General features: G+C 50.9%; 10 protein-coding genes, 1 tRNA gene and 1 pseudogene. 7 read left to right on the plus strand and 5 right to left on the minus strand.

Going from position 1 to position 15,056, the window contains the following annotated elements; translation table 11 throughout:
* Positions 1–19: 19 nt before the first annotated feature.
* The 4 genes from porW to LDN30_RS04265 form a co-directional block, all read right to left on the minus strand.
* Complete coding sequence (porW, locus tag LDN30_RS04250; RefSeq protein ID WP_223926923.1) at positions 20–3,487, minus strand: type IX secretion system periplasmic lipoprotein PorW/SprE; 3,468 nt, start codon at positions 3,485–3,487, stop codon at positions 20–22.
* A 128-nt stretch (positions 3,488–3,615) separates the two neighbouring features.
* Complete coding sequence (locus LDN30_RS04255) at positions 3,616–4,011, minus strand: hypothetical protein (RefSeq protein WP_223925649.1); 396 nt, start codon at positions 4,009–4,011, stop codon at positions 3,616–3,618.
* A gap of 1 nt (position 4,012) precedes the next feature.
* Positions 4,013–5,248, minus strand: coding sequence for a 3-phosphoshikimate 1-carboxyvinyltransferase (locus tag LDN30_RS04260; RefSeq protein ID WP_223925650.1), 1,236 nt, complete (start codon positions 5,246–5,248; stop codon positions 4,013–4,015).
* A gap of 2 nt (positions 5,249–5,250) precedes the next feature.
* On the minus strand, positions 5,251–6,420 hold the full coding sequence (locus tag LDN30_RS04265) for a zinc-dependent metalloproteinase lipoprotein (protein ID WP_223928784.1): 1,170 nt from the start codon (positions 6,418–6,420) through the stop codon (positions 5,251–5,253).
* A 150-nt stretch (positions 6,421–6,570) separates the two neighbouring features.
* On the opposite strand from LDN30_RS04265, the gene LDN30_RS04270 reads away from it, so the two are divergent.
* Positions 6,571–6,645, plus strand: a tRNA-Pro gene (locus tag LDN30_RS04270).
* A 778-nt stretch (positions 6,646–7,423) separates the two neighbouring features.
* Here the strand turns inward: LDN30_RS04270 and LDN30_RS04275 are convergent.
* Positions 7,424–9,493 (minus strand): TonB-dependent receptor plug domain-containing protein, encoded by a 2,070-nt coding sequence (locus LDN30_RS04275; protein WP_223928785.1) that lies wholly within the window; start codon positions 9,491–9,493, stop codon positions 7,424–7,426.
* A gap of 310 nt (positions 9,494–9,803) precedes the next feature.
* On the opposite strand from LDN30_RS04275, the pseudogene xpt reads away from it, so the two are divergent.
* The 6 genes and pseudogenes from xpt to LDN30_RS04305 all read left to right on the plus strand — a co-directional run bounded on the left by xpt (position 9,804) and on the right by LDN30_RS04305 (position 14,936).
* Positions 9,804–10,374, plus strand: a pseudogene (xpt, locus tag LDN30_RS04280) (xanthine phosphoribosyltransferase).
* Positions 10,374–11,756 carry a nucleobase:cation symporter-2 family protein gene (locus LDN30_RS04285; protein ID WP_223928786.1) on the plus strand — a complete coding sequence of 461 codons (1,383 nt, stop codon included), beginning with the start codon at positions 10,374–10,376 and terminating at the stop codon, positions 11,754–11,756. The pseudogene xpt and the gene LDN30_RS04285 overlap by 1 nt, the downstream one beginning before the upstream one ends.
* Before the next feature lie 81 nt (positions 11,757–11,837).
* Positions 11,838–12,320 (plus strand): hypothetical protein, encoded by a 483-nt coding sequence (locus LDN30_RS04290; RefSeq protein WP_223925655.1) that lies wholly within the window; start codon positions 11,838–11,840, stop codon positions 12,318–12,320.
* Between the two features lie 44 nt (positions 12,321–12,364).
* A complete protein-coding gene (locus tag LDN30_RS04295) occupies positions 12,365–12,904 on the plus strand; it encodes a DUF4251 domain-containing protein (protein WP_223928787.1) in 540 nt (179 codons plus the stop codon).
* A gap of 40 nt (positions 12,905–12,944) precedes the next feature.
* Positions 12,945–14,075, plus strand: a complete 1,131-nt coding sequence (locus LDN30_RS04300) for an energy transducer TonB (RefSeq protein ID WP_223928788.1) — start codon at positions 12,945–12,947, stop codon at positions 14,073–14,075.
* A gap of 351 nt (positions 14,076–14,426) precedes the next feature.
* Positions 14,427–14,936 carry a toxin-antitoxin system YwqK family antitoxin gene (locus LDN30_RS04305; protein ID WP_223928789.1) on the plus strand — a complete coding sequence of 170 codons (510 nt, stop codon included), beginning with the start codon at positions 14,427–14,429 and terminating at the stop codon, positions 14,934–14,936.
* Positions 14,937–15,056 lie beyond the last annotated feature (120 nt).

Consider the following 15,056-nt stretch of genomic DNA (forward strand, 5'->3'; position numbering starts at 1 on the left):
TTGTCGTTAAAAACCGTGCTTAAAAGCCGTCGAGATCGTAGTATTCATCTTCTATGCTGTCGTCCGTCGGCTTTTTATTGTTGTTTGTCGGTGGTATCGAATCGTCATCATCGAAGATTATCGTCGGCTCGTCGTTGACCGGTTTCTCCGGCTCCGTCGTCTGAGCCTGTTTCTTGTTCTCGACCGTCTTTCCGGCCTCTGCTTTCACAGTCTGCTTGTTCTCAGCTGCTTTCTCCAGTTCCGTTGTAGCAGTCTGTTTCTTGTTCTCCGTCGGCTTCTCGGCATCTGTCTTTATGGCTGTTGAGGCATTGTTTTCTGTTGTGACTTTATCTTCTTCTTTCTTCGGCTCTATGGTTTTCACATCCTTCTCCGGCTGATTCGTGCTGTTGTCATTGTCGGCTGGGAGGGTGAAACTGTTGTCGTTCTGACCTTGTTGCGTCACTTTCTCGTCCGGAATTGTGAACTCGTTGTCGGCAGCACCGTTCTCAGCGGGTGCAACCTTCGTCGAATCGGACGGAGAATTTATGTTGTCGGGCAGTGTGAACGCATCGCCCGTAACCGTCTGTTTTGTCTTCGTGCTGTCGACAGCCGGTGTCGGCTCCTCTATCGGTACGGTGAAACCGTCCTCTGCCTGCTCCTCCTTCTGCTGCTCGTCGTTGATATCCTCCATCGTCGGAGCCTTACTTTCTATCTCCTCTTTCAGGTCGCGCTCCCTCGGGGTGGCTATCTCGGCAGGTTCGGAGAGCAGATAGCGTTTTGTCACCTGTATTGGCGAGAAGTTCTTTTCGTAGAATTTCTCATAGTCGTTATAGCTCAACTGTACACCAAGAATTTGCAGATTCTTGTCGCTGATAACTATTATACGCGTGTTTTTGTTCATCTGTTGCAGCACGCTCTTTGTCCTTCCGAGCTCACGGGCATACTGTATGGCCTCGTCGAAACTGCGGAATCCGCTGAGCTGCATGCGATGCAGACCCGCATCGTCGACAATCTCAATATCGAAATTCCTTACAACGAAATGTGTGAAGTTGAACTTCGCCATCTCGAAGAGTAACTTGTTCTCGTTCAGCGAGTCGGGGTTATAGACGAGCATCACATGGAAGTCGACATTCCGTTCATTCGAGAACTGCACATTGCGTATGGAGTCGCTGTCGTTGAGTACGTCAGTCCGTCTGTTCCATACGTCGCCAAGGTCGAATTTACCCCCTCGAAGCCGTCGTCCGGCCTTAACGCCGTTGACAATCATTCCTGCCATCTCACTGATGCGGCTCTGTGGGAATTTCTCCACTATTTCTTTCATGTCCTTGACGCATTCCTCGGCATTACCGCTGTTGAGCTTACTCAGTCCACCTATGAAGAGGAACTTGTCGCGGTTTGCTCCGAGCGGGAATCGCGTTGTCGATATCTGCACGTTGCCGGCCACCTCGTTGTATCTGTCGGCCTTGAAGGCCTCGTATGTGGCTGCATATATAGAATCTTCGAGATGCACGCCGAACTTTGAGTTCTCCTGGAAGTTCGGGTCGGTGAGCAATGTTGTCCACTGACTCTCGGGGAATCTGTTCTTCAGACTGTCGATGTAGTTGTTGGCAATGTCCGGTTCGCCCTTACGCATATATAATAGGTATAGATGATAGAACACATCATCCATATGCTCATAGTCGTGGTAGTTGTCAGCCAGTCGGCGGAGGGCTTTCTCGGCCAGTCTGAGATTGTCGAGTTTGTCCTTGAAAATGACGCCGGTGTGGTGCAGACCGTCCTCAAGTATCTTGTTGCTGGCATTTATCTGCTCCTCTGTGAACGGTATCTGAGCGAGGTAATACTCCCTCTTGTGCGGATCGTTCTGTGCACTGTCCATACGCTGGTCGAGCGAGTCTTGCAGGGCCTCGGCTTTTGCTATGGAGTCGCGCTGCTCGCTGGTGAGCTCCTCGTCCTGCTGGTTGTTGATGTCGCCGATATTGCCTACGACGGTCTTGTTTGCCCGTTGCCAGTTGTCGACGTTCTCGCGTTTACCCCACAGTCTCTGGAATGTCGTCTTACCCTGATTCACCGCCATGGGGTTATAGAAGTACCACGTAGCGTTCTGCTGTGTCGTGGTGTTTGTTTTATTATTTTTCTGTGTCCTGTTTGTTCCTATACCGTTGTCACCAGTCTGAGCCTGAGCCGCTTCCTGCTCAGCCTGCGCTAATTTTTCCTCTTTCTCTTTCTTCTTCAATGCCGTTATGACTCGGTCGATGGCTGCATTGCGCTCAGCCTCCGGACACTTGGCTAAATGCTGCAACGAGTCCTGCAACTGCACGGCATCAGTATACGGTGCGAGTTCGTCAAGGATTTTCGACCGTTTCGACAGCTGATCATAGTCGTCGCGGTCCTTGTCGAGTAGTCCTATGGCCTCACCGTAACAGCGCCTTGCGTCGCCGAATTTCTCTTTTGCCCAGTACAGATCACCGAGATGCAGCAACAGCACACCTTTCTCTATGCCGCTGCGCGTGGCCTTCTTGTTGCCCTGTTCATAGGCGTCGATGGCCATTGTCGTGTCCTTGTCGGCGAGATAGATGTTACCCATGGCGTAGTACACTTGGTCGAGATATTCCTTGTTGTTGTCCGACCTTGCCATGCGTTTCAGCCGGCCGATCATCTGCTTGGAGTGGCCTTTAGCCATCACCTCCGTCATGGATATACGGGCGTTGAACTCCAGCTCATAGGGCGGGTTCTGACTAATAACCTTCTTGAAAGCCTTGTAAGCCTCGTTCCTGTTTCCTACGGCAGCCTGAATCTGCCCCATGAGATACCACTCGCGGGCACGCTGCTTACGTCGCATCTCGTGCTTGATGACCTTCCGCAGGTAAGGAATGGCCTTGGAGTAGTCTTTCGTGTGCAGATAGTAGTCGGCGAGGGTATAGTCCCACTCCTTTCTTGCGTGCCAGTCGATGGAGTCGCGCTGCATGTTCCTTATGACATCTTCTGCATCGTAAACCCAATCCTGCTCGATATAGCACTTTGCGAGCCACGCCCTTGCCTTGCCATATATTGCAGGCTGCGTCTGATAGAGTCGGCTCATGTATGCGAAAGTAGCCGCTGCCTCGTCAAACGAACCCTCATGAAACTGCGACCTTCCCATGAGCATCCATGCTTTCCACAGAAAAGGATTGTATTCGCGCCTGTTCAGCCATTCGATGTCGCGTGCCGTCTTTTTCCGGTTCTTGGTCCATTCCGGCCGTTTCTTTATGCTGTGGCGTGCTATTGCCTTCTCGGCTTTCTCGATGGCACGGTCGTAGTTGGCCTTGCCAAGTTCCCGGCTGCTCTTGTTGCCGACGGTGTACAGCGGCAGAATCTCGGTGAAGTTATCCTTGTTGCCGCGTTCCTTCTCTAACGATCCGTCGATATATGCCTGTGCGCCATTAAAATATGTGTTGTACCTTGCATTGAAGGCATGCCAGAATCGCGACCCCGATGTGTTTTTCTGGGTCGAGCATCCCGTTACCGCCATGAGCGTTATGGCGGCAAAGAGCAGAATGATATGTAAGTGTTTTTGTGGCGTCACACTATTATCAACTCTTTTTCCTTGGTTTTATTGTGTTCTTTCGGTTTTGTTCGCCGTCTCCGGCTGCCTCGCATCTACCCTTCAGCCAGGGCTATGAACTCGTCTTTTATCTGGTCGGGCATGTTGATACCGCGGACTAAGAGGCTCCGGCTCCACGGTCTGACCTCGTCGGGGCGCAGTGTCTCAAGCACCTCGGCGAACATCGCCGCCTCCTCGTCATTGTATTCATCCGACTGTCGGCCACGGAAAGCATCCAGTTCCTCGTCGTCGTAGTATTCGGCCGGTTTCGTTGCAGCCTCCATCTGGCACACCTGCTCGCACTTAGCGTTGGTGCCGTCGCACGATGAACAGTCGGATGCCGGGACGACGATAGGCTCATCGGTGCCCTTGCTGTCGAAGATTCTCGTTCCTATCATAACGACAACGCCGAGGGCAACGATGGCTAAAATGCTGATAACTATTATGTTCATACTATATCTCCTCGATGGTGAATCCTGCCTTCCGCAGGTCGTCCCAATAGCCCGGATATGACTTTGTCACCACTTCCGGGTTGTTTATTCTTATCTCTCCTAAAAGGATGGCTGTCGGTGCGAAGGCCATGGCCATGCGGTGGTCCTCGTAGGTGTCGATGACGGGATTCTTCTCGGCCTCACATCGTTCGCCGTTCCACGACAGTTCGGTTTCCACTGAGTCGTCGAGAACATACCCGAGTTTTCGCATTTCCGTCTTCATGGCCTCTATGCGGTCGGTCTCCTTTATCCGCAGGTTGCCGAGTCCGGTAAAGTGGAACGGTATGCCGAGTGTGGCACATGTCACTACAAGCGTCTGCGCGAGGTCGGGCTGGTTGATGAAATCGTAGTCGAGACGGGGCAGGGAGCGCATGTGGCGCGTCAGCACCACCTCGTTGCTGGTCCTGAAAGCCGTCTTCACTCCGAGCATGCTGAAGAGATAGCGTACCGCCGAGTCGCCCTGCCGCGAGGCGTCCTTCAGCCCTGGCAGCGTCACCCTCGACTCGTCGTCGTTTATCATGGCGAGAATCTCATACCAGTACGACGAAGCGCTCCAGTCGTTCTCGATAGTGTATCTGCGCTCGCCGATCTCCTGATGGCTGACGCTAATCATGTCGACATCGGTCCATTCTACGCTGATGCCGAACTCGTGCATGACGTGGAGTGTCAGGTCGATGTACGGTCTGCTGACGATATTTCCCGTCAGCCGCAGCTTCAGTCCGTTTTTCATTGCCGGTCCAATCATCAGCAAGGCCGATATGTACTGGCTGCTCACGTCGCCGGGAATCTCTAACATGCCACCATCGAGGGTGTCGCCGGTGATTCGCAGCGGCGGGAAACCCTCTTCCTCTGTATATTCTATCTGCGCACCGAGCTTACGCAGGGCATCGACGAGCACCCGTATGGGGCGGTGCTTCATGCGGTTGGTGCCGGTAATGACGTGCTCGCCGGGCGTCACGCTGAGGTAAGCTGTCATGAACCTCATGGCTGTTCCCGCCGCCTTGATGTCGATAACGGGCGGCATGGTCTTCAGTGCGTTGATGATGACCTTTGTGTCGTCGCAGTCCGACAGATTGTCGGGAACCACGCTGCCCTTGCCGAGAGCGTGGAGGATGAGTGCCCGGTTGCTGATGCTCTTCGATGCCGGGAGGTTTATTGTCGTGTCGATGTGGCTCGGGGCCGTAATCTTGTATCTCATTTTTATTCTGATGTTACTATTGGTAGGTTGATAATACTGTCGGACTCTGCCGACCTTGTAGTTATGGTGTTTACGTGGTTCAGTTTCGGACCGGGGATGAGCGGACTATAATAGAGCACATGTCTTATACGCATCTTCTGGTCGGCGGTGAGCTGGAAAGCATAGCCCAGCGAGTAGTCCATAATGTTGTAGGAGTCATACTCTCTGCCGTCGCACGACTGCCGTTTCATGTACTTCTGTATGTTCGCGTCCTTTTTTGCCGTGTGCAGCGAGTCGTCGTAGGCCACCTTGTTATATGATGGTGTGTCGTCGCAGAAGTCGGAGTCGTAGCAGTCGTCCACCTCCGTCCATCCGCTGCTGTCCTTTCCCGACTTCTTCTCCTCGGTGAAGACATGGTGTAGTCCGAGGTAGTGACCGAGCTCATGGGCGAGGGTAGCGACGATGTCGGAGGTCGTATATAAGTATCCTTTCCGCCCATAGGTGCGCCTTCCCGTCGAGTCGGTGTCGGTATAACGCGTCGACATGCTGTGTGCGTAGTCGCTGTTGATGGCAAGACAATACGGGAACCGTATGTTCTTCTTCGTTAGGTACCGTTTGTTTGTGGGCTCGAGTCCTTCGAGTTCCGTGCTGTCGTTGAGCGTATATGGCATGTGACTGATACCGAGGATGATGCTTCCGGACGTTTTCTGCTCGAACGGAAAGACCACGACGTTGACGTATTCGTTTGGCTCCCAGATGTATTGCTTGTTTTTCGACGACATGAACGAGCTGGCCTCAATGGGGAATTTGCCGTACCACTTCTCAAAGACCACCCCCGGTGTGTCGAGCCTGTGGCCTTCCTCGTCGGTCGTTGCCGGCTGCAGGTCGATGTTTATGTTCTCGCTGTAGGTACCGTGCCACCCGTAGATATTGCCACGATAGAGCTCGTTGACGTATCCGAGTACGACGGGCAGGTAGGCTGCCAGCGCCCTCACCGAGTCGTTGTAGGTAGTGTAGAGCACATGGAATACTACCGGCAACTTGTAGGTGTAGTTGCTGTCGACCGATTCTTTCGTATCGTCATCGTCCTGGTTGGTAATGTCCTTCGTCTCCGTGACGACAATATCTTCCTTTCCGCAGCCGGAAAAAGATACTGCCGCGAGAACCAGACAAATTATGTAGAGATATCTCATCGTGGCATTGCATTTTCTTTTTGCAAAAGTAGTGATTTTGTTGCTATTTCCCAAGTTGATATCGTTTAATAGTCCAAAAAAAGTAAAAAAGGCAATTAAAATTTGGTGATTTCACCACGTTTTATTACCTTTGCACTCGCAAAACCAAAACGGGATGTAGTTCAGTAGGTTTAGAATGCTGGTCTGGGGGACCAGTGGTCGCTGGTTCGAGTCCAGTCATCCCGACTGAAAACGGTAATCGGTATCGTCCGGTTGCCGTTTTTTCGTTAGTTTTTTTTGTAAGCTTTTTTGCAAGCTTTTTTGGCCCATGCCGCAAATAATGCATAATCAATTCACGGCAATTCATTGTTCGAATATATCTTCATGAACAGCCCACTACTTCTACGCGAATTTATAATTGATATCTTGTGTTCTTCATGAATTGCACATCCAAAGATACAAAATTTTTAAGCCAAATGCAAGTTTTTCGCCGATTATTTTTTTCGGCTTGTTTCTAACGGTCTGAGGCAATGATAGATAAATAAAGAGTTAAAAATTTGTGTGTATAAAGTAGTCCTACCAACAGCGGACGGGGCTGCTCTATGCTCACTGCTCACTGCTCACTGCTAATTGCTCATTGCTTTGCTCATTACTCATTGCTCACTGCTCATTGCTCATTGCTCATTGCTTTGCTCATCCGCTACACCGCTACACCGCTACATTTATAGCTATCGCATGTCTGCAAAATAAACCGATCATTTCGCGTTCTGAAACGGGGCAGTTTCGCAATGCAAAATGATATGGATTGTAAGTTGTTGATAATCAGACGGCCATGAGGATGGTGCGAAATGGATGCGGGTTTGAATTATTTTTTACATGATTAAATTCAGGAGAAAGTAAGATGGAAGCTCAGCCGCCGCATTCCGTCAGCACTAAGAGACAGGGCTGTAGCGGACGAAAAAGCCAGCGACAGAGACTGCCGCTGGCTTGGATTTGGTCGTTGTTTGGAAATTTTAGGGTTAAATTAGCGGATGTTTATGGCCACTCCGGCTATGAGCCAGAATCCCGGCTGCCTGACATTGCCGTAGTCGACATACTGTCGCGACAGGAGGTTGTTGGCCTCGACGAAAGCGTTCCATCTCGTCTCGTCCCACGACAGCCGTGAGTCGACTAGGCAATAAGTGCCGTAGGTGTGCCGGTTGTTGGCTGTGTCGAGATAGCTGCCCATGCGGTGCTGCATGCGGAAGTTGATGCCGAGGTTGAGATTACGGAAGACATTGAACTGAGTCTTGGCTACGAACTTGTTTTTCAGATATTCGAGCGAGTACTGGCTGATGATTCCTTCGTGCTCCTTTTCATCCTGATTGAGATAGCTGTACGACAGACTCAGACTCTTCAGAAACCGCTGTGCGGGGAGGAGACTGCGGAAGTCGAACTCTACCTGAGCGTCGGCTCCCACGGCATTAATCTCGCCGAAGTTCACGCTCTTCCACAGTGCGGCACCATTATCGTCGAGGGTACCGTCGTTTATCCAGTCGATGAGATTCTTATGGTGGTTGTAGAAGACACTGGCTTTTGCCTTCACGCCGTTGCTGAGATAGTGGACGCCGCCCTCCACGGCATAGAGTTTCTCCGGCAGCAGATGGCTGTCGGCCTTATGGCCTCCCACCGAGTAGTAGAGCTCGGTGAACGACGGCATGCGCAGGGAGGTGTTGTACGACGCAAAGATCTTCCAGTTGTCGCCGATGCGGTAGCTGGCGTCGATGCTCGGATAGACCTCCATGTTCATGTTGGCCTGGGTATTCTTCACGGCCGTGATGCCCGGCGATACCGTCAGCCGTTTCAGAATGATGTTATGCTCGAGGAAAAGCTGGATATTCGTCCGGTTCAGTCCGTGGTTGTACATCCGCCCAGTGCCGTGGATGTGCTTGGGATTGTCGAGCGGTTCACCGAGGTTTCCGCTTACGAGGTCCTCGTTGCGCACCTCAGCTCCGAAGGCTGTCCTTCCGAGCGTCCAGTCGAAGTAGGCGTTGAGGTTCAGCCCCCATACGTCGGTGCGGTGATAGTTGAAAGGATACTTGCCCGGCTCGCCGCGGAAGAGCTCGAAGCGGTCGTAGATGTGATTCCAGTATATTGCCGGTTTCAGATGGAACGCGCCCTGCTTGCTCTCGGCCTGAATGGCAGTATAGCTCTTGAAGGTGTGCTCAAACTGATTGTCGTATTTGGCACTGTAGAAAGTGTTCGACCCGAAATTCTTCGCGCTCAGTCCGGCATGCCACCGCACGTCGACCGTCGGGTCACTGTAAGATCCTTGGTAGAAGCTCTTTACGGTGTTGTAGTCGGCATTGAGTCCGCCCTTGCTGTTGCGCAGGTATCCGTCGCTGCGTGTTGTCGTTGCTGACAGCTGGTTGTTCCATCGTCCGCTGGCGATGTTCCCCCTGATGCCGGCCGAGAGATATCCGTAGCTGCCGCCCTCGGCGTGTGCCGTGAGACTGGTCTGCTTAGGGGCTTTCGTCACGATGTTGATGGCTCCGAGCAACGACGATGTGCCGTAGACCCTTGCTGCCGGTCCCTCGATGACCTCCACCCGCTCGATGTCGTTCATGTCGACGGGTATGTCGAAGGTGTTGTGGCCGGTCTGTGGGTCGCAGATGTTGATGCCGTTGAGCAGAACGGTAATCTGCTCGGAGTTGCCGCCACGGATGCTGACATCGGTGAGGGCGCCGAGAGGCCCTTTCTGTCTGACGTCGATACCAGCGACATACTTTAGTAAATCGTTAACACTTTGTACAGGAGCCGCCTGTATCTCCTCGCGGCTCAGTACAGTTACCATTCTTGCTTGCTGACTCTGCGTCAGCGGTGCTCGCGTTCCTACTACATTCACGCCCTGGAGGCTAACCATCTTTGTGTCAGTCGTGTCGGCGGGTTCGCGGTTGGTGGTCATCGGGTCGGCTGCTGTCGCTGTCTGGAGCGTAGCAACATTCAGAACACCAATGATGACAACCTTGCCGATGACTGAGAACAAAGCATAGGGCTTGTTGGCGAAATGCTTGAACTTCAGAACACTGCACGTGTTGAATTGTGGTTTGTACATAAAATTTATTGCCGGTTTTACGGCAAACGACCGCAAAGGTAATGCTTTTTGTTGGAATTTACTCAAAAAGTGTTGATTAATTCATTTCGTCCAAAGCATTTCTTCTGTAGATTACCTTATTTTTCTGCTCGTATGATGCTCACCTCATAATCTTTAGAAGATACTATAATGTACTTAACATCATTAGTATATTTTTTCAACCGTACCAATGCTGTTGATTGTAAAGCCGTTGCCCGATAACCGAAAAACGCCCATTAATTTTGTAATTAGCCAAAATAGCAGTACCTTTGCATATCAAAATCTTACGAAAATGAAAATTCTCCGAGACCGAATCTTAAAGGACGGCAAGTGCTACGAGGGTGGCATCCTGAAAGTTGACAAGTTTATCAACCATCAGATGGATCCTAATCTGATGAAAGCCATAGCCGTAGAGTTTATCCGTCGGTATGCTTCTACCGAAATCAACAAGATTATCACCATTGAGGCCAGCGGTATTGCTCCGGCTATCATGATGGGCTTTCTGCTCGACCTTCCGGTGGTTTTCGCCAAGAAGAAGAAACCCTCGACGATGGACAATATGCTGTCGACCCGTATTTTTTTCGTTCACAAAGCAGAGGGAGTATCATGTGGTAATATCGAAGGACTACCTCACCCCCAACGACAAGGTGCTCTTCGTCGACGACTTTCTGGCTTACGGCAACGCTGCCAAGGGCATCATCGACTTGTGCCGGCAGGCCGGAGCCGAGCTCGTGGGCATGGGATTCATTATTGAGAAGGCTTTCCAGCACGGTCGTGAGGTCATCGAGAAAGAGGGCATCCGCTGTGAGAGCTTGGCTATCATCGACAGTCTCGACAACTGTCAGATAAAGATTCGCGAGTGATGGCAGTATCGGAAGTTAAAGCACAGGAGCAGCAACGGTCTGACCTTATCTATGGTCTTTACGACCGGCCACCGCTGCGCGAGACCGTTTTTGCCGCTCTCCAGCATCTGTTAGCTATCTTTGTGGCTATCATAACACCACCTCTTATCATCAGCTCGGCCCTGAAATTCGATTTGACTACGACGGGATTTCTTGTCTCGATGTCGCTCTTCGTTTCCGGTCTGGCTACTTTCGTGCAGTGCCGGCGCATAGGGCCCGTGGGAGCGGGGCTGCTCTGCATCCAGGGAACGTCGTTCTCGTTCATCAGTCCTATCATCGCAGCCGGAATGTTGGGGGTGGCAGGAGGAAAGATGAACACCTCCTTAGGTCTTAGTTATATCTTCGGCGCCTGCATGGTGGCATCCGTCGTCGAGATGGCCGTCAGCCGTCTGCTGCCTTACGCCAGGAAGATTATCACACCTCTGGTTTCGGGTATCGTCGTGACACTTATTGGTCTGTGCCTTATCAAGGCAGGCATAAACAGCTGTGGCGGGGGCCAGACAGCCATCGACAACGGCACTTTCGGGTCGTTAGAGTATTTGGGACTGGCGCTCCTCGTTCTTGTATGCATCATCTTTTTCAACCGTTCGTCAAACCGCTATCTGCGGATGGGGAGTATAGTCATCGGCCTTGTAGTGGGATGTTTCGCTGCATGGCTCTTGGGAATGATTGATTTCTCGGAACTGAAAGGTGCCGGAGCCATCAATGTCCCTGTACCGTTCAAGTATGGATTGCGCTTCGATGCCGGCAGCATCATCAGTCTCGGACTCATCTATCTTGTCACTGCTGTTGAGGCTTACGGCGATATTACCGCCAATTCGCTTATCTCCGGACAGCCTGTCGAGGGACCGGTATTCATGAAACGGGCTCAGGGCGGTATCCTCGCCGACGGATTCAACTCGTTCTTGGCGGCCGTCTTCAACAGTTTCCCGAACTCCATCTTCGCGCAGAACAATGGAATGATACAGCTCACAGGGGTGGCAAGCCGCTATGTGGGATACTTCATTGCCGGAGCCCTTTTCCTGCTCGGACTCTTCCCGGTGGTGGGACAGCTCTTCTCGCTCATCCCCGACTGTGTGCTCGGTGGTGCTACACTGCTGATGTTCGGTACTGTTGCCGCATCGGGAATACGCATTATCGCAGCGACAAATATCGACCGGAAGGCAGTTCTTGTATTAGCTATCAGCTTTGCCATGGGAATGAGCGTTGAGCTCGTGCCCGGAATTCTCGCCAAGATGCCTCCGATAATCCACAATATCTTCTCATCGGGCATTACCACCGGCGGCGTAACGGCCATAATAGCCAACGGTTTAATCAGAATTAAGGATAAAGGGGCGGATTAGCATTTATTTAAACAAAAATAAGGTTCTTTATTTTGCGCTTTCTGTGCTTTGAACTATCTTTGCAATAATAATTTTAAAATTATGACTAAGATTTCTGATCTGATTCGCGATAAGATAGACCCTGAACATAAGGGCTTTCGCCACACACTGTTGTACAAGATGCTTATAGGGCTTGCCCTGCTCGTCATCCTGGGTGTAATATATAATGTGTTTATCCGGCGCAGCTCTACCAAGGACCTCACCGATGACGAGAGCGAGGAGGAAGCCGCACGCAAGGCCACTCTCGACACCTTCGATATCGTAGGCGATTATCTGTGGCCTGCCGACAAAACGGCCAAACCCGCCGATGATGCCAACGATGATGATGGTGGTGCCAAACCCATTGAGCACGAGAAGAAAAAGCCTGTGGCTGAGGCGGCATCGGATGAAGACATCAAGAACGCTATCGGTGACGAGGATGCCAAGACCGAGACAACATCGCCTACCGGCCCGGCTGCGGAGAAGAAAACGGACGCTCCAAAGGTTGAAAAGATGGATAAGCCTACCGTCGAGGAGATAGAATGACGGCCGTGGCGTTATTATATAAATAAGGTTTAGGAGGAAAGATAATGAGAAAATTATTTTTGTTGATCGTGGCAGCAATTACGCTTGCCGGATGTACAACATCTTATGATGCCGTTATCGGTACCGATGGCAGACCCCTGTCGAAGGAGGAGAGTGCTAAGGTCATACGCAATACAGTCCGGAGCAAGGTGGAAAACCGTGATTTCCGCATCCTCGTCGACGAGATGAACCCCATTAGCGGTCCGACACTGCATCTCAGGGATAACGACTGGGCATTGGAGGTGCACCGCGACTCCATCGGCTCGGTGCTGCCATACTTCGGACGCGGGTATAACGTTCCTTACGGTTCGGCCATGGGCATGCATTTCATAACACGTATGGACAGCTACTCCGTTGAGCATCCGAAAGATAATATGTGGATTGTTAAAATCCGCTGCCACACCGTGCAGGAGGGCTATGACTTCCAGATTCAGGTTTTCGACAACGGACGGGCATACATCAGTGTCAACACGCGCTACCGCGATATGATCAGCTATAATGGCTATGTCGACCTGAGGGGTATCGCCCTCAAACGCGTGCAGTAGATTCTTACAGTCAGGAAAAAACTAAAAACCGATGAAAGTGATGAGAAACAGGCTCCTCGCCGTTATCGTTCTGATGGCATGCAGTTGTTTTGCCGCTATGGCCCAGGGCCGCAACAGCATAGTGAAATATGTTACGGAAAACAACCTCTATCGCAGCGGCAATGATGTGACGGTTACGAATATCGATGTTGAATGGCCCGCATCTCTCGACGGCAATGGCATGCCCGCACTGCAGAAGGTGCTGTGCAAGGAGCTGCTCGGCGTGTCGGCCACGACGATGGAGAACGGATGGCGCGAGTTCCATGCCTCCTTGGGCATGAGAATCAACCACATGCCTGACTCTGTTGTCCGTCACTACGTCTACGTCAAGCTTGAGCGGCTGTGGCAGGAGAACGGCCGCTATGCCTCATTCTATCTGAAACGGCAGGAAGTGGGGCAGGACGGCGTGCAGAAAGCGGAGCTGAAGAAATTCATCACTTACGATATTGCCAACGATAAGGTCTTGAATCTCGATGATGTCTTCAACGAGTACGTCGATGAGAATACTCGTGTGGCTTTTGAGGCCCTTCTCGATCAGGGGGCGTACTGTGATGCCGAGGACCGTCAGATGATTGACCTCACGACTCTTCCCGCCGACTTTGCCGTCATGGGCAATGTCGCGCTGATAAACCTTGGCGGCCCTTACGACCACGACGATTTCGCTACGGTGTCGCTGAACAATCTCTATCAGCTCGGGTTGTTGAAGCATGGCTTTGTCAAGTGGCTCGAGGGTAAGACAAAATCGAAACCGAAAAAGAAAGAGAGTGTGTTAGCACCGGCCAATTTCGACGCATCATTGGCTGGCGATTCCATAGTTTATAATATTAATGCCGCCCCGTTGTTTCCTGGCGGTCAGGACTCGCTCATAGCGTTTATCAAATCGAATATCACTTACCCTGCCGTCGATATGGCCCTGAAACACCAGGGACGTGTCACTCTGTCGTTTGTCGTTGAGGCCGACGGCTCGCTCAGCGACGTCACCGTCGTTGAACCGCTGTCGCCCGGACTCGACCGTGAGGCCGTCAGAGTGGTAAGACTTATGCCGAAACTGAGGCCCGGGGAGCGCAATGGAGTCAATGTGCGCACACGCATGACTTTGCCCATTTATTTCCGCTTAAGTAACAATTCGTAAGCAGATTCTGTTTTGTTTACAAAATTAATCTTATAGTTTTTCACTAAGTTTGAGTTTGCTGTGGCTTAATGGTACAATTAGATATGTGTTTTCGGGAATTATCTGACATAATGACATATTATAGCCGTTATATAGGGATTATTTGTAAAGTGAAGTGTCAAAATGTAACTTTAAGCCCCAAAAAGTTATAGTTTCAAACTGTAAGCAGTGCAATAGATTAGTAACCAAAAGTGGGCAAAATTTTATTATAAAATAGTGTTAAAACCTTTGGCGGTTCGATATTTATGCGCTAAATTTGCACTCAGAAAACAAGAAACAAGGACTTAACTAACAATTTAAAACTTAAATGATATGAAGAAGTTACTTTTAATCGCTGTTATGTCAATGATTTCAGTTTGTGGCTTCGCACGTAAGAATGTAACTACAACCGTTGTGTCGCAGGACACAGTCTACTATAACGGTCAGCTCGCGAAGGTCGCAAGTCGTGAGAATGCCGAGTACTATCGTCTCTTCGCTAAGGAGAGCTTCAACGGCAAGGAACGTAGCGTGTTCCAGGACTATTACCTCAATGGTAATCTCCGTATGGAGGGTGGCTACAACTTCGTTGACTTGTGCAATGATAAGAATACGGTCCTTGACGGACTCGTTGTCACTTACTATCCTAACGGAAAGCAGAAGTGGCAGTGCAACTATAAGAATGGCAAGCGCCAGGGGTATCTCACACTGTTGCTCCGCGACGGTAGCGTGGTGGTGGCTCAGTATGATAATGGTGATCTCGTTCACAACTACCTCATGGTCACCCATTCGAACGGACAGATGGAGAAGGTCTCTGTGAAAGAGTATGCTCATCTGCTGATGTAAAAGTTCAACCTTTGTACCTTACTAATGCCAGTACACACTTTCGAATTTCAATAATGCAGTAATGATTATAAACCTCAAGTAAATCTTTCTTCCCCAGGACACTCGGCGGAGTCACTCCTG

Origin of the sequence: Prevotella lacticifex, assembly GCF_019973375.1 — a bacterium.
GTDB lineage: Bacteria > Bacteroidota > Bacteroidia > Bacteroidales > Bacteroidaceae > Prevotella > Prevotella lacticifex.